The 19,086-nt window shown below is 72.5% G+C and carries 17 protein-coding genes; 4 read left to right on the forward strand and 13 right to left on the reverse strand.

Going from position 1 to position 19,086, the window contains the following annotated elements; translation table 11 throughout:
* Positions 1-7 precede the first annotated feature (7 nt).
* Positions 8-946: a serine/threonine dehydratase gene (locus NYZ98_RS04010; protein WP_262841077.1), complete on the forward strand. Its 939-nt coding sequence runs from the start codon at positions 8-10 to the stop codon at positions 944-946.
* Between the two features lie 6 nt (positions 947-952).
* Here NYZ98_RS04010 and panB read toward each other — a convergent pair whose 3' ends face one another.
* The gene (gene panB / locus NYZ98_RS04015; RefSeq protein WP_262841078.1) at positions 953-1,807 is read right to left on the reverse strand and encodes a 3-methyl-2-oxobutanoate hydroxymethyltransferase; all 855 of its coding nucleotides are present in this window, start codon (positions 1,805-1,807) and stop codon (positions 953-955) included.
* Positions 1,808-2,146: 339 nt separating this feature from the next.
* Here panB and NYZ98_RS04020 point away from each other — a divergent pair, with 339 nt between their 5' ends.
* Entirely contained in the window at positions 2,147-3,706 is a 1,560-nt protein-coding gene (locus NYZ98_RS04020) for an MFS transporter (RefSeq protein WP_262841079.1), read from the forward strand.
* 7 nt (positions 3,707-3,713) lie between these two features.
* Positions 3,714-4,319, forward strand: a complete 606-nt coding sequence (locus NYZ98_RS04025; RefSeq protein WP_262841080.1) for a TetR/AcrR family transcriptional regulator — start codon at positions 3,714-3,716, stop codon at positions 4,317-4,319.
* 149 nt (positions 4,320-4,468) lie between these two features.
* Here the strand turns inward: NYZ98_RS04025 and NYZ98_RS04030 are convergent, their stop codons facing one another.
* From NYZ98_RS04030 to NYZ98_RS04075, 10 genes are all read right to left on the reverse strand, one after another.
* Positions 4,469-5,212 (reverse strand): maleylpyruvate isomerase family mycothiol-dependent enzyme, encoded by a 744-nt coding sequence (locus NYZ98_RS04030; protein ID WP_262841081.1) that lies wholly within the window; start codon positions 5,210-5,212, stop codon positions 4,469-4,471.
* A 93-nt stretch (positions 5,213-5,305) separates the two neighbouring features.
* Positions 5,306-5,986 (reverse strand): response regulator, encoded by a 681-nt coding sequence (locus NYZ98_RS04035; RefSeq protein ID WP_262841082.1) that lies wholly within the window; start codon positions 5,984-5,986, stop codon positions 5,306-5,308.
* A complete protein-coding gene (locus NYZ98_RS04040; RefSeq protein WP_262841083.1) occupies positions 5,962-7,377 on the reverse strand; it encodes a histidine kinase in 1,416 nt (471 codons plus the stop codon). The genes NYZ98_RS04035 and NYZ98_RS04040 overlap by 25 nt, the downstream gene beginning before the upstream one ends.
* A gap of 137 nt (positions 7,378-7,514) precedes the next feature.
* A complete protein-coding gene (locus tag NYZ98_RS04045; protein WP_262841084.1) occupies positions 7,515-8,726 on the reverse strand; it encodes an FAD-dependent oxidoreductase in 1,212 nt (403 codons plus the stop codon).
* A gap of 57 nt (positions 8,727-8,783) precedes the next feature.
* Positions 8,784-9,731, reverse strand: a complete 948-nt coding sequence (locus tag NYZ98_RS04050) for a cytochrome d ubiquinol oxidase subunit II (RefSeq protein WP_262841085.1) — start codon at positions 9,729-9,731, stop codon at positions 8,784-8,786.
* A 15-nt stretch (positions 9,732-9,746) separates the two neighbouring features.
* Positions 9,747-11,012 (reverse strand): cytochrome ubiquinol oxidase subunit I, encoded by a 1,266-nt coding sequence (locus NYZ98_RS04055; RefSeq protein ID WP_262841086.1) that lies wholly within the window; start codon positions 11,010-11,012, stop codon positions 9,747-9,749.
* Between the two features lie 103 nt (positions 11,013-11,115).
* Positions 11,116-11,781 (reverse strand): response regulator, encoded by a 666-nt coding sequence (locus NYZ98_RS04060; protein WP_262841087.1) that lies wholly within the window; start codon positions 11,779-11,781, stop codon positions 11,116-11,118.
* Positions 11,778-12,947 (reverse strand): sensor histidine kinase, encoded by a 1,170-nt coding sequence (locus NYZ98_RS04065; RefSeq protein ID WP_262841088.1) that lies wholly within the window; start codon positions 12,945-12,947, stop codon positions 11,778-11,780. Before NYZ98_RS04065 ends, NYZ98_RS04060 begins: the two co-directional genes overlap by 4 nt.
* A gap of 263 nt (positions 12,948-13,210) precedes the next feature.
* Positions 13,211-15,001: an NAD+ synthase gene (locus tag NYZ98_RS04070; protein WP_262841089.1), complete on the reverse strand. Its 1,791-nt coding sequence runs from the start codon at positions 14,999-15,001 to the stop codon at positions 13,211-13,213.
* 269 nt (positions 15,002-15,270) lie between these two features.
* The gene (locus NYZ98_RS04075; RefSeq protein WP_262841090.1) at positions 15,271-15,840 is read right to left on the reverse strand and encodes a TetR/AcrR family transcriptional regulator; all 570 of its coding nucleotides are present in this window, start codon (positions 15,838-15,840) and stop codon (positions 15,271-15,273) included.
* Positions 15,841-16,073: 233 nt separating this feature from the next.
* Here NYZ98_RS04075 and NYZ98_RS04080 point away from each other — a divergent pair, with 233 nt between their 5' ends.
* Entirely contained in the window at positions 16,074-17,462 is a 1,389-nt protein-coding gene (locus tag NYZ98_RS04080) for an MFS transporter (protein ID WP_262841091.1), read from the forward strand.
* Between the two features lie 63 nt (positions 17,463-17,525).
* On the opposite strand, the gene NYZ98_RS04085 is transcribed toward NYZ98_RS04080, so the two are convergent.
* Together NYZ98_RS04085 and NYZ98_RS04090 are read right to left on the reverse strand one after the other, a co-directional pair.
* Positions 17,526-17,723 carry a helix-turn-helix domain-containing protein gene (locus tag NYZ98_RS04085; protein WP_262841092.1) on the reverse strand — a complete coding sequence of 66 codons (198 nt, stop codon included), beginning with the start codon at positions 17,721-17,723 and terminating at the stop codon, positions 17,526-17,528.
* 93 nt (positions 17,724-17,816) lie between these two features.
* Positions 17,817-19,049 carry an MDR family MFS transporter gene (locus tag NYZ98_RS04090; protein WP_316249528.1) on the reverse strand — a complete coding sequence of 411 codons (1,233 nt, stop codon included), beginning with the start codon at positions 19,047-19,049 and terminating at the stop codon, positions 17,817-17,819.
* Positions 19,050-19,086 lie beyond the last annotated feature (37 nt).

The following is a 19,086-nucleotide window of genomic DNA, read 5'->3' on the forward strand; positions in this document are numbered from 1 at the left end:
GCGATCAATGGTTGTGACACGCGGGGACGTCGAGCGGGCGGCCGGCCGGATCGGCGGGCGCGTCCGGCGGACACCGTTGCTCGAAGGCGAGCCCGGACTGCTGATGAAGCTCGAAGGCCTCCAGCACGCCGGCTCGTTCAAGGTCAGGGGCGCCTTCAACCGCGTGCTGTCCGCCGACGCGATGCCCCGCGCGGGCGTCATCGCGGCCAGCGGCGGCAACCACGGAATGGCGGTCGCGTACGTCGCGCACGCGCTCGGGATCCGGGCCGAGATCTTCGTTCCCGAGGTCTGCGCCCCGGTGAAGGTCGCCGGGCTGCGCGCGCTCGGCGCCCATGTCACCCAGACCGGGGCGATCTTCGCGGACGCGTACGAGGCATCGGCGAAGCGGGCGGCCGAGACCGGCGCCCTGGTGGCCCACGCCTACGACCAGCCCGAGGTGGTGGCCGGGCAGGGCACGGTCGGCCTGGAGACCCTCGAACAGGCAGGCGCCGCCGGGGGAGTGGACACCATCGTGGTCGCGGTGGGCGGCGGCGGCCTGGTCGCGGGCGTCACGGCGGCGGTGGCGGGCGCGGTCCGGGTCGTCGCGGTGGAGCCCGAGCGCATCCCGACGCTGCACGACGCGCTGGAGCGCGGCGGCCCGGTCGAGGTGGGCGTGAGCGGGGTGGCCGCCGACGCGCTCGGGGCCAGCCGGATCGGGCGGATCGCCTACGACACCGTCGTGGCCGGGGGCGTGCGTTCGGTGCTGGTCGGCGACGACGCGATCGTGGCGGCCCGCCGGGAGCTGTGGCGGTCGTACCACCTCGCCGCCGAGCACGCGGGCGCCGCCGCCCTGGCCGCGCTGCGCTGCGGCGCGTACGTCCCGGAGCCGGGGGAGCGGGTCGCCGTCATCGTCTGCGGGTCCAACACCGACCCCGCGACCCTCGGCTCCGAGGACGCCCTCGCCTGACCAGGGTCAGCGGTAGCTGTGCTCGGCGGCCGGGAAGGCGCCCGAGGCGACCTCGCCGGCGAAGGCCCGGACCGCGTGGTCCATCTCCCCGGCCAGGTCGAAGTACTTCTTCACGAACTTCGCCGGATGCGGGGTGAGTCCCATGAGGTCCTGCCAGACGAGCACCTGGGCGTCACAGGACGGGCCGGCGCCGATGCCGATCGTGGGGACCGACAGGGCGGCGGTGACCCGCGCGGCCAGGTCGGCCGGCACGCATTCGAGCACGACGGAGAAGACCCCCGCGTGCTCCAGGGCCTTGGCGTCGGCCATCAGTTCGTCGCCGGACTGTCCACGGCCCTGCACGCGGTACCCGCCGAAGGCGTTCACCGACTGCGGGGTCAGGCCGAGGTGGCCCATGACGGGGATCCCGGCGGAGACCAGGGTCTCGACCTGGGGGAGCACGCGGCGGCCGCCTTCCAGCTTGACCGCGTGCGCGCCCGCCTCCTTCATGAACCGTGCCGCCGACTCCAGGGCCTGCTGCGGGGAGGACTGGTAGGAGCCGAACGGCAGGTCGGCCACCACCATGGAGCGGGACGAGCCTCGGACCACGGCCGCCGTGAGCGGGATGAGGTCTTCGACCGAGACGGGGAGCGTGGAGTCGTACCCGTACACGACCATCGCGGCCGAGTCGCCGACGAGCACGACCGGGATCCCGGCCTCGTCGAAGACCCTCGCGGTCATCGCGTCGTAGGCGGTGACCATCGGCCACTTCTCGCCGCGCTCCTTGGCCGCCGCGATGTCGCGGACGGTGACCCTTCGTCCAGCCTTGCCGCCGTAGAGGGTGGTCGACGGGCTGGAAACACTGCTTGACGTAGAGGACATCATGGATCCCTCCAGGCCTCGAGGCACCCTTGTGGCGTCCCCGGACGGTCAGATCATCGCATGTCCGACCGTTCTAGCAACACCCAGGCGGCCCCCTGGCCATCCCTCCGGCCCCGGAGATCCTCGTCACTAAGGAACGGCCGCCGCCCCCTGTGACCGCGCTGACGTGAGGGAACCGTGGCGCGCCGGGGTCCTCGGTGTTAACGGGCCGGGGTCCTCGGTGTTAACGGAAGGTTTCGAAACGAGACGGTTGCGTATCGAATCGGGAAGCGCTACGGTTGCGTAGCGAAACTCCGTCGTATCGAAACTAAGCGTTCGAACCGTTTTATGGGGGCATAAGTGGAACAACCCACAGGTCACCCACGCCGATGGCAGATCCTCGGCGTGATGGTGTTCAGCCTGCTGGCGATCGTTCTCGACAACACCATTCTCAATGTGGCGCTGAAGGTCATCTCCGACCCGGTTGCCGGGCTCGGCGCGACGCAGAGCCAGCTCGAATGGGCGATCAACTCCTACACACTGGTCTTCGCGGGCCTGCTGTTCACCTTCGGGGTGCTGGGTGACCGGTTCGGCCGCAAGCGCATGCTGCAGATCGGCATGGTGCTGTTCGGCTTGGCGTCCCTGGCCAGCGCCTACTCCACCGACCCGACACAGTTGATCTTCGCGCGGGCGGCGATGGGCCTCGGCGGCGCCGCCGTCATGCCGGCCACCCTGGCGATCATCTCCAACGTCTTCGCGCCCGAAGAGCGCGGCAAGGCCATCGGCATCTGGGCCGGCGGCGTCGGCCTGGCCATCGCCATCGGCCCGATCACCGGCGGCCTGCTCCTCGAGCACTTCTGGTGGGGCTCGGTCTTCCTGATCAACGTGCCCGTCGTGATCATCAGCTCGATCCTGATCGCGACGCTGGTGCCCGAGTCGCGCAACCCCGACAAGGCCCAGCTCGACCCGATCGGCGTCCTGCTGTCCATCATCGGGCTGGTCGGCGTCGTGTACGGCATCATCAAGGGCGGCGAGCTCGGCACGGTCCTCGACTTCGAGGTCTGGGGGCCCGGCCTGGCCGGCATAGCGGTGCTCGCGGCCTTCGTCTGGCACGAACGCAGGACGGCCCACCCGGCCTTCGACGTGCGCTACTTCGCCATCCCCAGGTTCTCCACGGCGGTCGCCAGCGTCGGGCTCATCTTCTTCGCGATGATGGGCGTGATGTTCTTCCTGGCCTTCTACCTGCAGATCGTCAAGGGATACTCACCACTGCAGGCGGGCGCGCTGGTCCTGCCGTTCGCGGCGGCGCAGCTCATCTTCTCGCCGCTCAGCGTCCAGATGGTCCGCCGGTTCGGCGGCAAGGTCGTCGCGACCGTCAGCCTGCTGGTCGTCGCGGCCGCGCTGGCCAGCTACACCTTCCTCCAGGTCGACACCCCGATCTGGATCTTCGAGATCATCGGGTTCGTCCAGGGCGCGGGGATGGCCAACATCAACCCGCCGGCGACCGAGGCCGTCATGTCCTCGCTGCCCCGCGAGAAGGCGGGCGTGGGCTCGGCCATGACCAACACCGTCCGCCAGCTCGGCGGCGCGCTCGGTGTCGCGATCCTCGGTTCGCTGCTGTCGGCCACCTACCGCGAGAACATCGCCGCCTCCCTGTCGGTCGTACCGGAGAACCTGCGGCACGCCGCCGGTGAGTCGATCACGGCGACGATGGGCACCGCGCAGGCACTCGGCCCGCAGGGCGCGAGCCTGATCGCCCCCGCCAAGCAGGCGTTCATGGACGGCATGCACCTCACCGCGCTGTGCGGCGCCGGCGTCGCGCTGATCGGCGCCGCGGTGGTGGCCAGGTGGCTTCCCGGCAAGCACGCCGGTCAGGCCCCGGTGACACTGCCGGAGAGCAAGGAACCGGCGGTAGTGTGAGCTGATCATGGTGACTGAGCAGATGGGGGCGGCCCGCACGCCCGGCCGCCCCCGCAGCGAGAAGGCGGAGAAGGCGATCATCGACGCGGCGATCGACATGCTCGCCGAAGGCAGCGGGGTCGCGGAGCTCTCCATCGAGGCGATCGCCGCCCGGGCCGGGGTGGGCAAGACCACCATCTACCGCCGCTGGTCCAGCAAGGAGGACCTCGTCGTCGACGCCCTCGCCACCCTGAAGGCCCCGATCCCGGAGCTGGACGCGGCGACGGTGCGCGAGAACGTGGTCCGCTACCTCGCCGCGATGCAACAGGAGTCCCACAACCGGCGCACCCGCTGCATCATGAACATCGCCCTGAGCGAGTCCGAACGGTTCCCGCACCTCGCGCGGCGCTTCAGGGAGATCGCGGTGCGACCCCGCAGGGAGGCGCTGCGGGAGGTCATCCAGCGCGGCGTCGACTCCGGGGAACTACGCCCGGACGTGGACGTCGAGGTGGCGATGGCCGCCCTCAGCGGCGCGATGCTGTTCTTCACCAAATGGCGTGACAACGACGACGAACTACCCGCCGACCTGGCCGACCGCATCGCCGACCAGATCCTCGCCGGCCTGCGTCCCTGACCCGTCCCTCCCGGCGGTGACACCCTGCACGGGGGTCACCGCCGAGAGAACGGCACCGACCGCCCGGCCGTGGTTGGTACCGGGCGGTCCGGCCATGGTCCTACCGGGCCGTTCAGTGGTTGGTACCGGGCAACTCGGTCGTGGCCGTGTCAGGCCGCGTAGTTGCGCAGGACGCGTAGTGCCGCCGCCCCGTACGGTCCCTCGGTCGTGAGGGACGAATCCTTCGCGGCGAGCCTCTGCGCGCCCACACGGCAGAACTCGCCGGCCGTCCCGGTGATCACCGACGGCGCGTCCGCGTCCCCGAACCGCCAGACCTCCCCGCTCGGCCCCGTGAGCTCACACCGGACCGGGCCGCCCTGCTCACCGGCCACCGCGAACGCGTACGGCAGGGTCCGGTGGCCCAGCCAGGCGACGTGCCGGAGCCGGTCGGTGTCGGGGTAGCCGAGGCCGAGCGGCTCGGTGATGTCGAGCGCGTGGGCCCAGTGCTCGGCGATCCGCGTCGTGGCCAGCGCGGGCGCGGAGAGGGTGCTCGCGACCCACTGGAGGCGCTCGCCCGGCGGGCAGCCCCGCAGGGCCCCGAGGGCCGCCTTGTAGGAGGTCCGCCACCGCTCCAGCACCTTGTCCCCGGGCGCGCCACGCTCCCCGGCGACCAGATCGTCCATCACCGTGTCCACCGAGGCGCCGGTGGGGGACGACATGTCTCCGGCGACGGACGCGACGACGGCCTCGTCGGTCTGGGCCAGGTGCAGGACCACATCGGCGATCGTCCACCCGGACGCCGCGGACAGCCGCTCCCACACGTCCGGTTCCAGGGCCGCGAGTATCGCGTCGAGCTGGTCACATTCGGCGGCGAGGTCGTCGAAGACGGCCGCCGCCCTATCCGGCTTGGTCATGACCACCACCGTACAGAAGAATGTTCGGTATTCAACCGATATCACCGGCGCTTCCCGCCGGGAGGTCCCACGCGCACGGGTATGCGTACGCGCTCACGCGCGCAGGTATGCGAGGACGGCGAGGACGCGGCGGTGGTCGTCCTGCGCGGGCGGCAGGTCCAGTTTGGCGAGGATCGCCGCCATGTGCTTGGACACCGCCGCCTCGGTGACCACCAGGCGGCGGGCGATGGCGGCGTTCGAGCGCCCCTCCGCGATGAGGCCGAGCACCTCGTGCTCGCGCGGCGTCAGCCGGGTCAGCGGGTCGCGGCGTCGGCTGAGCAACTGCCGCACGACCTCGGGGTCCACGACCGTGCCGCCGGCGGCGACCCGCTCCAGGGCGTCCACGAAGTCCTTCACGTCGCCGATCCGCTCCTTGAGCAGGTAGCCGATCCCGATGCCCCCGCCGGTGTCGAGAAGCTCGGCGGCGTAGGTCTGCTCGACGTACTGGCTGAGCACCAGGACGGCGAGCCCCGGGCGCGCGGCACGCAACGTGAGCGCGGCCCGCAGGCCCTCGTCGGTGAACCCGGGCGGCATCCGTACGTCGGCGACGACGATGTCCGGCTCGTGCTCCTCGAAGGCGGCCAGCAGCGCGTCGGCGTCGCCCACCGAGGCGACGACCTCGTGCCCGAAGCGCCGCAACAACCCGGCCAGCCCTTCCCGGAGCAGCACGGCGTCCTCGGCGAGCACCACACGAAGCCCGGACACGTCGGCTACGCGCGAGGTGAGGTGGTCCACGTGTTCTCCACAGGAGGCAGGACGGGGCAGGGGGTCGCCGCGGGGGACGGGGCCGGACGCGGGGTCTCAGCGGGAGCCGGGGCCGGGCAGGGGAGTTCCACGCGGAGCGAGGTCGGTCCGCCGGGCGGGCTGGACAAGGTCATGACGCCGTCGGCCACGGCGACCCGGTCGGCCAGCCCCGCCAGCCCGGACCCGGCCTCCGGGTCGGCGCCGCCGATCCCGTCATCGCCCACCTCCAGGACGAGCGTGCCGCCGACCAGGCGCCCCCGGACGGAGCACCGCGTGGCCCCGCTGTGCTTGGCCACGTTCGCCAGGGCCTCGCACACCACGTAGTACGCGGTCACCTCGACCGGCACCGGCGGCCGTACGGGCAGGACGAGGTCCACGTCGGCGGGGACGGGGGAGCGGCCGGCCACGTCGAGCACGGCGGCGGGCAGGCCGCGGTCCGTGAGCACCTGAGGGTGCACGCCGCGGATCAGCTCGCGCAGCTCGGCCAGCGCCTTCTTCGCCTCTTCGTGGGCTTCGTCGAGCTGCGCGGCGGCGGGCGAACCCGGCGGCAGGTCGAGCTTGGCCAGCCCGAGCTTCATGCTGAGCGCGACGAGCCGCTGCTGGGCGCCGTCGTGCAGGTCGCGCTCGATCCTGCGGCGCTCGCTCTCGAACGCGTCCACCAGCCGGGCGCGGGACCGGACGACCTCCGCGTCGGCCGGGGCGAGCACGGCCCGCGTGATCATCGCCCGTGCCCCCGCCCACGCGGTCATCAGATAGGCGGACAGCGGGAGCAGGACGATCCCGGCGGCGGCCAGGGCCAGGCCGGTGGCCAGATCGATGTCCGGCTGCAACGGCCCCGACAGCAGGACCAGCGGTATCCACGTGGCCAGGCTGACCATGCCCAGGTCCACCACCCACATGACCCCCAGCGCGAGCGTCACGAAGCCGTACGCCCGCCAGGTCGCCTGGTCACGCAGACAGGCGGCCAGGCGGGCGGCCACCCGGGCGCGCGAGCGGGCGGCCTGCCGGGCGCGCGTGCCGGGGTGGGCGGCCTGCCGGACGCGCGTGCCCGGGAGGGAGGCCTGCCGGGCGCGGCGGGCGGTCAGCCCGGCCCGCGGCCCGGCGCTCCTCGTGCGGTCGACGCGCACCGGCGCGAGGTCCACCAGGCGCAGCCGTACGCGTTCGAACCAGGCCAGCACCGGCCCGAGCACCACGACGGCGAGGACCGCGGCGGCGCAGGCGATGGCCACCCCGAACTCGACGGCCGCGTAGACCACACCCGAGGCCAGCGCCGCGAGCGGCACACTGGAGAGCAGGTACGCCAGAGAACGCCAGGGCCACGACGAACGCAGAAAAGCCGCAGGCGGGCGGGTGACAGCCTCCAGCGCGGTACGGGTGAACACGCCCCGACGCTATCCCGTCCCACCGGGACCGGGCATTGGTGCTGGGACTACCATCCCTGTCCGGTCCTGCCAGGACCAGGCATCGGTGCTGGGACCAAGGCGGATGGACGGAGTGGGAGCGCGATCGAGGCTCCCGGCTAGGACATGGCGCGCTTGATCGTGGCCACACCTCGCGTGAGGCGGAGCATCGCGCGGAAGGCGTGCCGGGGGAGGCGTGCGTCGGACCCGGCGTTCCGGGCGTTGCGCAGCGACAGGGCCAGCGCCTGGTTGGCGTAGGCGCGCATCTCCTGCTCGTACCCCGCGACCGCGCCGACCAGGGCGTGCCGGCCCGGCCCGGCCTGGACCAGCGCACGGCGCAGCGCGTCGGCGTCGCGCAGGGCGGTGTTGGCGCCGATGCCCGCCATGGGCGTCATGTTGTGGATCGCGTCGCCGAGGAGCGTGACCGTGCCGGAGGGCCACGGCTTCAGCACCGGCATGCTGCGCAGCTCCACCGGTGCGAGCGTGCCGAGGTCGCTGCCGGCGACCAGGCCGCGCAGGGCGGGCGCCCACCCCTCGATCCGGTCCAGGACCAGGTCGCGAAGCCCGTGACCGTCCAGGTCGAGCACGTCCGGGGGATAGGTGTGCCGGGCCGCCGCGTAGGCCCACACCACCGAGCCGCGGTCCGCGCCTTCCCCGGTGGTCCGCCACGCCGAGGCGAACATCCAGCCGGGTCCCGGCGGGACGATGTTGTTGACCGAGCCGTCGATGAGCGTGGCGGGCAGGCCGAGCGCGCTCTGCTCGGTGAGGGGGTGGCGTCCGGCGATGTTCAGCACGCCGACGTCCAGCCGCTCCAGATCGGGGAGACGGCGGCGGCGCACCCGTGAGTTGGACCCGTCGGCGCCGACCAGCAGGTCACCGGTGGCGTGCCCGCCGTCGGCGAAGTGCGCCACCACCCGGCCGTCGTCGGTTTGGTCGTAGCCGGTGAACTCCTTGCCCCAGCGCACCACCCCGTCGTCGAGCCCGTGCAGCAGGGCGTCACGCAACGCCGACCGGCTCACGGCGCGCCGCCGCAGGTCCGGGCTGGGCGACCGGTCGATCTCCCGTTCGCCCAGCGGGCGCAGCCGCTCGTCGGAGAAGCGGACGGTGGCGCGGGCGGGGACGGCGACGGCGTCGAAGCGGGCCCAGGCCTCCGGGGGAAGGCATCGGCTCAGCGCGCGGCAGCCGTCGGTGTTCACGTGGATCCCGAAGCCCGACGGCGAGTCGGCGGGCGTGCGGGCCCGTTCGTAGACCTCCACCTCGACGTCCTCCTTGCGCAGACCCTGGGCCAGGCACAGCCCGCCGATGCCGGCGCCGATGACGAGTACGCGCATGATCTTCTTCCTTGTCGTGGGCACGGCAGGGTGAGCCGCGCCCGGTGTCGTGGTCGTTCACAGGTACGCGGGCCTGGTGACGCGGTGGCGGAACAGCCACCACACCCAGGCCTGCGCGGCCAGGAGCAGGGGGGTCACCGCCAGCAGCGGCGGCACCAGGAACGCGAGCGTGGCCGGGTCGGCGACCGCCCGGCCCGGCGCCAGGCGCGCTCCCGCGCCCAGGCACAGGGCGGCCATCGCCGCGGCGGTCAGGGCGGCCGGCAGTCCCTCGCGGGCCGTGCCGGACAGCCGCCGGGCCCGCGCCCGCAACGTCCCCGACAGCCGCAGCGCGGCGAAGGCGAAGCCGTGCGCGGCGAACAGCGCGACGACCGCGAGCATCCCGAGCACCGCCACCGGCCCGATCGCGAAGGCCACGTCGGTCCCCGCCACCGGTCCGGTCGTGAAGGCCGCGTGAGTCCCCGCCACCGGCCCGGTCGTGAAGGCCGCGTGGGCTGCTGACGCCGGTCCGATCGTGAAGGCTGTGTCGGTTACCGATGCCGTTTCGGTCGTGAAGGCTGTCCCGGACGCTGAGGCCGGTCCGGTCGCCGCGTGGCCGGTGAGTACGGCGGTGAGGATCAACCCCCAGCTCAGCGCCAGCCCCCAGCTACCCGAGACGATCGCGGTGTCCCACAGCGCGCGCCACGGGCGGGTATCCACCCGGCCGCGCAGCCACAGGCCCATGTCGCGCACCACCCACGCGGCCACCAGCGCCAGGAAGCCCGGGAACAGCGCGTGGAGCAGTGTGCCCTCCAGGACGGGGAAGGCGCCGGCCAGGATGCCGATCGTGGCCACCAGCCAGACCTCGTTGCCGAGGAAGAACGGCGCGACCGCGGCGACGACCAGGCGCCGCTCGTGCTCGTCGCGGCCCAGGAACGGCATGATCATGCCGGTGCCGATGTCGGCGCCGCCCAGCACGAAGTAGCCCACGGCGAAGAAGGCGAGCAGGGCGACGGCCAGGTTCTCCATCTGACGTCCCTCCCTTCAGAAGGTCGCGGCCGGAAGCGGCACGCAGGGGGTTTCCGGACTGCCCAGGGCCGTGGCGCCGGGGCCGCGCCGGGCGTAGCGGGCCAGCAGCCAGTAGTTGACGGTGGCCAGCACGGCGAACAGCGTGGCGAACACGGCCAGCGAGGCGCGCAGCGCGGCGGGGGAGAGATCGGACAGGGCATCGCGCGTACTGAGCAGGCCGTAGACCACCCACGGCTGCCGGCCGGACTCCCGCCAGACCCAGCCGGCGATCATCGCGACGAACGGCAGCGGGATCGCGGCGGTCAGCAGCGCGTGCCACAGCCGCGAGTGCCGCACCCGGTCGCGGGAGCGCATGCGCACGACGCTCACCACCGTCACCAGGGCCAGCGCCGCCCAGCAGGCGATCATCACGTAGCCGGCCTGCCCCCACACCTGCGAGGGCACGTAGTCGCCCTGCCCGTACCGGGCGGCGGCCTCGGCCTGCAGGCGGGCGATCTCGCCGGCGTCGCCGCCGAACACGGCCAGCTTCATCGGCTGGGCGTCGGACAGGACGCCGAACTGCGCCCCGCCCAGCGCGACCGTGACCAGGAGGGCGGGCAGCGCCGTGGCCACTCCTACGCGCAACGACTTGCGGAACAGTTCCTGCTCGGTCGTACGGGCGCGCAGGTGGTAGGCGCTGACGCCGGCCATGACGACCCCTGCGGTGACCAGCGCGCCGCTCAGGATGTGCCCGAACGCGAGCACGGCGCCGGGGTTGGTCAGGACGGCGGTGGCGTCGGTGAGCCGCAGCACCCCGTCCACCACCGTGGCGCCGGCCGGGTGCTGCAGGAACCCGTTGGACACCATGATCCAGTACGCCGAGACGTAGGAGGTGAGCGTGACGACCCAGATCACCGCCAGGTGCGCCCACCGGTTCAGCCGCCCCCACCCGAAGATCCACAGACCGAGGAAGGTGGACTCCACGAAGAAGGCGGTCAGCGTCTCCATCGCCAGGGACGCGCCGAACACGTTGCCCGCGAAGTGGCCCAGACCGCCCCAGACGAGGCCGAGCTGGAGTTCCATCACCAGGCCGGTGACGATGCCGACCGCGTAGTTGATCACATAGAGCTGGCCCCAGAACCGGGTCATCCGTTCATGGACCGGGTCGCGGGTGAAGGTCGCCCTGGTCTGCACGCAGGCGACCAGGGTGACCAGCCCGAGGGTGAGTGCGACGAACAGGAAGTGGGTGGCCGCCGTGAGCGCGAACTGCAGGCGGGCCAGGTCGAGGGTCTCGGCGTTCACGGCCACAAGACTGGCCCGGGGGCGGGACCCCCGTCGTCCCACTGTGGTCAGCGCCGGGCCTACCCCAGGGGATAGCGGACGGGCGGGCGGCCGTACGGCGGTGTCAGTCCTGCCAGCCGGGAATGACCATCGCGGACTCGTACGCCAGGACCACCAGTTGGACGCGGTCGCGCACGCCGAGCTTGGTCATGATCCGGCTGACGTGGGTCTTGACCGTGCCCGGGCTCAGGAAGAGCCGTCCGGCGATCTCCTCGTTGGACAGGCCCTCGGCGGCCTTGAGCATGACCTCGCGTTCGCGGGCGGTCAGCGCGTTCAGCCGAGGGTCCGGCGCGGGGGCCCTGCTGCGCCGGGCGACGTCGGCGATGAGCCTGCGGGTGACCGAGGGGGCCAGCAGGGCGTCCCCCCGGACGACCACGCGCACCCCGTTCAGCATCTCCTCCGGTTCGGCGTCCTTGAGCAGGAAGCCGCCGGCCCCGGCGCGCAGGGCCGCGTAGACGTAGTCGTCCAGATCGAACGTCGTCAGCATGATGACCTTGATGTGGGCCAGGGCCGGGTCGGCACTCAGCCGGCGGGTGGCCTCCAGCCCGTCGACGCCGGGCATCTGGATGTCCATCAGCACGAGGTCGGGGTTCAGCTCCCGGGCCAGCCGCAGCGCCTCCTGCCCCTCGGCGGCCTCGCCCACCACGTGGATGTCGTCCTCGTCGTCGAGGATGGACCGGAACCCGGCCCGGACCAGCTTCTGGTCATCGACCAGCAGCACCCGGATCATGCGGTCGGACCTTCCTTCTGCACCGGAAACGTGGCCCTGACCTCGAAGCCCTCACCTGCACGGCCCGAGGCGGCGAACTCGCCGCCCAGCTCCTGGACGCGTTCTCTCATGCCGCGCAGGCCGGACCCGGTACCCGCGAGGACGGCCGAGCCGCCGTTCCCGCCGTGCCCGTCCTGCCTGTCGTTCCCGCCGTTCCCGTTGTCCCGCACCCGTACGCCCAGTTCGTCCTCGCCGTAGCGGAGGTGCACGGTGACGTCGGTGGCGGCGGCGTGCCGGGTCACGTTGGTGAGGCTCTCCTGCACGACGCGGAACGCCGCCAGGTCCACCTCGGCGCCGACCGGCCGAGGCGCCCCGTCGACCCGCAGCGTGATGGCCAGACCGGCCGACCGGGCACGCTCGACCAACTCACCGACGTCCGCCAGGCCGGGCGCCGGGCCCGCGGCCTCCCGCGCCTCCTCCTGCCGCAGCACGCCGAGCGTGCCACGCAGCTCACGCAGCGCGGCCTTGGTCGTCTCCTTGATGGCGGCCAGCGCCTCCGGCGCACGCTCCGGGTGCCTGCCGCCGCTGTGCAGCGCCGTACTGGCCTGCACGTGGATCAGCGAGATGCTGTGGCCGAGTACGTCGTGCAGCTCGCGGGCGATGCGCAGCCTCTCCTCCGACGCGCGCAGGAGCAGCTCCTCCTCCTTGCGCTCCTCGGCCGCGCGCAGGTAGGCACGCCGGTTGTGCACCACCGCGCCCACCGCGACGGCCGCGGCGAACCAGCCTCCCAGCAGGAACGCGGCGGCGTTGGCGAGGTGCGGCGTGCCGGTCTGGTACCCGGTGAAGGCGAAGATGAGCAGCGTGACGGCGGTGATGACCACCGCGGCGGTCGGCCGCGTCTCGGCGGCGACGGTGTAGAGCGCGACCAGCAGGGCCGGCCATACCGGGCCGTCGGCCGTGCTGAGCGGGTAGTAGGCGGCGCAGACGGCCAGGATGACCAGCGCCACCGGCACCGGGTACCTGCGGCGGAGGTACAGCACCCCGCTCGATATCGCCGCCGACGCCCAGCCGAGCGGATCGAGCTCGGCGCCGCCCCAGACGGCGACCACGGCCAGGGTGCCCGCCGACAGCGCGATGTCAGCGGCGCGCCCCCGCACCGGCCAAACTCCGCCCGCGCGCCGTTCCACGCCCCCCAGCATAAGAACTCCCCCCATCCCGAACCCCACCTCCCCAACCCCCCACACCACCATCCCGCCCCCAGGACCAGGCCACTCCCATGTGGGCGCGGCCCCGGCGGGGCCCGATGCCGGCCCCCCGAGCCCTCACATCACCACGCCGCCCCCAGAACCAGGCCACTCCTATGTCGGTGGGGAGCCGGCCCGGAACGCGGACCGGGGCGGGGCCGGGTGGTCGGGGGTTTGCACCGGCGGTTCGTTTGGGTGGTGAGGGGCTAGGTGGTGGGGGTTTCGCGCCAGCGGTTGGTTATGGGGAGGCGGCGGTCGCGGCCGAAGTTCTTGGGGGTGATCTTCGGGCCCGGGGGATACTGCCGTCGCTTGTATTCCGCGAGGTCGACGAGGCGGATGATCCTGGCCACCAGCTCCGGGTCATGCCCCGCGGCGATCAGCTCGCCCTTGCCCATGTCGTGCTCGACGTAGTCGGCGAGCAGCCGGTCGAGCACGTCGTACGGCGGCAGCGAGTCGGTGTCACGCTGGTCGGGCCGCAGCTCGGCGCTCGGCTCCTTGCTGATGGAGTTCTCGGGGATGGGCGGCCCCGCGAACGGGTGCAGCAGGTCGCTATCGCGGCCGGCCTGGGCGTTGCGCCAGGTGGAGAGCTGCCACACCGTCGTCTTCAGCACGTCCTTGATCGGGGCGAAGCCGCCCGCCGAGTCGCCGTACAGGGTGGAGTACCCGGTGGCCAGCTCGCTCTTGTTGCCCGTGGTCAGCACGAGGTGGCCGTGTTCGTTGGACAGCCCCATCAGCAGCATGCCGCGCACCCGCGCCTGGAGGTTCTCGGCGGCCAGGCCGGTCAGCGCGACCTCCTTCTCGAACGCGTCGACGATGCCCTCGATCGGCACGAGGCGGGAGTGCAGCCCTTGCCGTTCGACCAGGTCGCGCGCGTCGCCCACGGAGTGGTCGGAGGAGTGACGCGAGGGCATCAGCACGACGTGCACCCGGTCGGGGCCGACGGCGTCGGCGGCGATGGTCGCGGTCAGCGCGGAGTCGATGCCCCCCGACAGGCCGAGGATGACCGACCGGAAGCCGTTCTTGGTGAAGTAGTCGCGCACGCCGAGCACCAGCGCCGAGTAGACCTCCTCCAGGTCGGCGAGGCCCGGGGCCACCGTGGGCTCCTCGGGAGCGTACGCGAGCAGCGGCTCGTCCGACAGCTCCACCCGTTCGACGGTGATCGTGGTGCCGTCGCCGGCGTCCACGGGGAAGGAACCGGCGGGGTTCCTGAGGTCGGCGATCGGCAGGTCGAGGTCGGCGATCAGCAGCTCCTCGCGGAACTGGCCCGCGCGCGCCACCAGCTCCCCGTCGGCGTCCACCACGATGGAGTCGCCGTCGAAGATCAGCTCGTCCTGGCCGCCGACCTGGTTGGCGTAGGCGAGCGCGCACCCGGCCTCGCGGGCGCGGCTCGCGCACAACGCCAGCCGGACGTCGTCCTTCTCGCGCTCGTACGGTGAGGCGTTCGGCACCACGAGCAGCCCCGCGCCGGCCTCGGCGACGGCCGACACAGGCCCGCCGTCCTGCCAGAGGTCCTCGCAGACGGCGATGGCCACGTCCACGCCGTGCAGCCGGAAGATCGGCAGCCGGTCGCCGCGGACGAAGTAGCGGTATTCGTCGAACACGCCGTAGTTGGGGAGATGGTGCTTGGCGGTCCGGGTGACCACGCGGCCCTGGTGGAGCAGCGCGGCGGCGTCCAGCGGGGCGCCCTTCGGCTGCCCGGTGCGCGGCGCGACCCCGGAACGGTCGACGTACCCGACGACCACGGGGATCTCGCCGAGGCCCTCGGCGGCCAGCCGGACGGCGGAGGCCTCCAGAGCGGCGATCGAGGCGTCGACGAACGAGGTGCGGAGCACCAGGTCCTCCACCGGATATCCGGTCAGGAACATCTCGGTGAAGACCACCAGGTGGGCACCGTGATCGGCGGCGCGGCGGGTCCATTCGACGAGCGCGCCGGCGTTCGCCGACAGGTCGCCCACAGTCGGGTTGGTCTGGGCCAGGGCTATACGCAGTTGTGGCACGGACCCCACTTTACGTGGGGCCGGTTCCGCGGCGGCGGGGGAGGATCGGCCCTGTGGACGAATCCGGCCCAGGACGCGCCGGAGGCCCGGACCTGTGGACAACGGGCGTCCGTGAGGCGCGGGGATCGGTCCTGTGGGCGGAGATCGTTCATGCGGTGCGGGTGCGTCGGTCCTGCGGGGTGGACGGTTCCCGGTGGCTCGATCCTGGGGTGGAGGCCGCAGGAGAGAGCCGGCCCTGTGGGCGGAGGTCGTTCAGGAGGGGCGGTGGGTCAGGGCTGGGGGCGGAGGCCGTCCATGACGATGGTGAGCATGAGCTCGCCGGTCTCCGGGGAGCGTTCGGCGGCGACGGAGATGGCGTGTGAGATCCGCAGCAGCTCCAGCCCGTTGAGCTCGCGCCGGACGTCCCCCGCGTCCTGGGCCCGGCTGAGCAGCACGCCCGCCGCCTCGCGCATCTTGGCGTGGCAGGCGGCGAACAGCTCCGAGTCGGACTCCAGGGTGGACTTCAGCGCGTCCATCAGCCCGCGCTTGGTGCGGGAGTAGCCGGCGACCGACCGCATCCACGTGCGGATCGCCTCCGCGGGCGGGAGCCGTTCGGCCAGGTCGAACGCCTCCTGGGCCATCTCCATGACCTGGTCGTGGTAGACGGCCTCCTGGAGCGCCAGGCGGGTGGGGAAGTGCCGGTAGAGCGTGCCGATGCCCACGCCCGCGCGGCGCGCGATCTCCTCGAGCGCCGCGTCGACCCCCTGCTCCACGAACACGATCTTCGCCTCGGCGAGCAGCCGCTCGTAGTTGCGGCGCGCGTCGGCACGCATCGAGCGGGGTGGCGGGGTGGTGCTCATGGTTCCTTCGAGGCCGCGGCGGGGACCGGACGCGCGATGGCGCGCCAGGACGACTCTAAACGATTGCCAACCGGAGGCTGCCTCCGTATAGTCCTAACGGAGGCTGCCTCCGATTCTATCCGGCGGGTCGCGAATCTGCGCGCCCGTCCCCCTCATCGTCCCCTCGCGGAGCATTGATGTCGACTTCGACGACTCTTGGTAATCGAACGGTAACCCGGGCGGGGAACCCCGCCGTGGTGCTGGCCGTCATGGTCACCAGCCAGCTCATGATCGCCCTGGACTCCACCGTCGTGACCATCGCCCTGCCCAGCATCCGGGCGGATCTGGGCTTCAGCGCCACCGCACTGTCGTGGGTGCAGAACGCGTACATGCTGGCCTTCGGCGGACTGCTGCTGCTCGGCGGCCGGGCGGGTGACATCCTCGGCCGCAGGCGGGTCTTCGTCGCCGGGGTATCCCTGTTCACCCTCGCGTCCCTGCTCGGCGGGTTCGCCGTCGGACCATGGTGGCTGCTGGTCTCTCGCACCCTGCAGGGCGTCGGCGCCGCCGTGGCCGCGCCGAGCGTGCTCGCCCTGATCGCCACCACCTTCTCCGACGGGCAGGCCCGCGCACGGGCGCTGTCGGTCTACTCGGCCGTGTCGGGCGCGGGCGCGACCGTCGGCCTCCTCGCCGGCGGGCTGCTCACCGACGCCGCCTCCTGGAGGTGGGCGTTCTTCGTGAACATCCCCATCGGTGGCGCCGTCCTGCTGCTCGCGCCGCGCATCGTCCCGGAGACCGAGCGCCACGAGGGCCGCTTCGACCTCGCCGGGGCGCTCGCCTCCACCGCGGGAATGACCGCGCTGGTGTACGCGTTCATCAGCGTCGCCGAGAACGGCTGGGGCGACGCGCTGACGCTGGCCGCCTTCGCCGCCGCCCTCGTCGCGCTGGTCGTGTTCGTGCTGGTGGAGCGCCGCGCGCGGCAGCCCATCGTGCCGCTGCGCCTGTTCACCGAGCGGAACAGGTCCAGCGCCTACCTGGCCCAGTTCCTGCTCGCCGCGTCGATGTTCGGGGTGTTCTTCCTGCTCACGCAGTACCTCCAGGAGGTGCTGCGGCTCGCGCCCCTGGCGGCCGGCTTCGCGTTCCTGCCGATGGCGGCGGCGCAGTTCGGGCTGGTCCGCGTCGTCCCCCGCCTCATCCCGCGCCTCGGCGCCAAGACCCTCATGGTGACCGGCGCGGTGCTGGCCGCCGCGGCGATGGTCCTGCTGACCCGGCTGTCGGCGGATTCGTCGTACTTCCCCGACGTGTTCGTGCCGCTCGCCCTGCTCGGCATGGGCGGCGGCATGGCGTTCCTGCCGCTCAACCTGACCATCCTGTCCGGGGTGGCAGGCGCGGACTCGGGGGCGGCCTCCGGCCTCGCCCAGACCATGGTGTGGGCCGGAGGCTCCCTGGGATCGGCGGTCCTGGTCACCATCCTCGGCACCGCGCTGCGCCACCCGGGCGCCGGCGCCGCGCCTGGTGAGGCGCTGGCCTCGGGGATCGCCCAGGCGTTCGTCGGAGGGGCGGCGTTCGCCGTCTGCGGCCTGCTGGTGGCCGTCGCGCTCATCCGCACCCCGGCGGCGTCACGTTCCCGGGCCGGTCATTCGTGACGCTTTCGGGCCGGCCGTGACGGTGCCGCGCCGACTACCGACGTTCCCGGACCGGGCCGGGCGTCACGTTCCCGGGCTGACCAGGCCTGACTCGTAGGCCAGCACCACGAGCTGCGCGCGGTCCAGCAGCCCGAGCCGGGCGAGGACGGAGGAGAGCGTGGCGGACACGGTCTCCTCCGGCAGGTCCAGCGTCCCGGCGATCCGCCGTCGGTCAGGCCGCGCCACCAGCTTCACCAGGTCGAGGACGGGGACGGGGGTCACGCGTGGCGAGGACGGGGACTGAGTAAGGCGGAGTGGGCTTGGGACGAGATCGGGCACGGGTAGCGGTCAGGCGGGGGCGGGAGTGGGGCGGTGTCAGGCGGGGGCGCTGCGGCGGCGGATGGCGGGGGCGACCGCGAGTTGCCCCAGCGCGGCCAGCAGTCCCAGGGCGCCCACCGTCGTCCACAACGTGACCTGGCCGGCGGCCAGCAGGCGAGTGCCGACAAGAGGAGCCAGGAGGCCACCCGCGGACCAGGCGAAACCGTACAGCCCGCTGTACCGGCCGCGCAGGTGCGCCGGGGCGAGCGTGGCGACGACGGCCCCCGCCATGCCCGCCGTCGCCACCTCCCCCAACGTCCAGACCGCGACCGTCATCGCGTACCCGGCCGTCGTGGACACCAGCGCCGTGAGCGCGAACCCGGCCCCGACGATGGCCATGCCCGCCGCCATGACGGTGCTCGGGTCGCGCGCGGCCAGCCAGTTGCCCACCAGCGGCTGCACGATGACGATCAGCACCCCGTTGACGCAGATCGCCAGCCCGTAAGCGCTGGTCGGCAACCCTCGGCCGGTGATCGCCAGCGGCAGCGTCGTGTACGCCTGAAGGTAGACGAACGTGTACAGAAAGGTGATCAGCACGTAGACGATCATCAGCCGGTCCCGCAGCACCTCACGGAAGCCGCCCGCCTCGTGGGTCCGTTCCGGCCGCGTCTCGGGCACCGCGCGCCACACCAGGTAGCCGAAGATCACCGAGGTCACCGCGTCGATCCAGAACAACCAGAGGAAACCGCCCTGGGCCAGCCAGCCACCGGCGATCATGGCCACGGCGAAACCGAGGTTGATCGCCCAGAACAGCAGGCCGAACGCGCGGGGCCGGTCGTGCGGCGGGATCAGGTCGGCCACCAGAGCCTGCGAGGCCGGCCGGTACGCGTCCACCACCAGTCCGAGCACCGCCATCGCACCGATGATCGCGGGCAGCGAGGTGCTGTACCCGAGGAAGATCATGGTGGCGGCGGTCGCGACCATCCCGCCCGACAGGGTCGCGCGGCGGCCCAGGTGATCGGCCAGCCAGCCCGCCACGAGCTGCGACATCAGCGACCCCACCCCGAGCACCGCCATGACCGCGCCGGTCGCCGCGAGCGACATGCCCCGCGACTGCGTCAGGTAGACCCCGATGAAGGGCTCCACCATCGTGCCCAGCCTGTTGACGAACGTCCCCCCCAAAAGCACCCAGAACGCCCGGGGAAACCCCCCGACCCTCGCCTGGAGCAGCGAAGCCTTACCACCGGCCGCAGTACTAGTCACCCCCCAACCCTTGGCCACCCCCTCCACCCCACGCCAATCCTTTAGCCCCAACTAAATCCCTCCC

The organism is Sphaerisporangium corydalis, assembly GCF_025506355.1.
Taxonomy (GTDB): domain Bacteria; phylum Actinomycetota; class Actinomycetes; order Streptosporangiales; family Streptosporangiaceae; genus Sphaerisporangium; species Sphaerisporangium corydalis.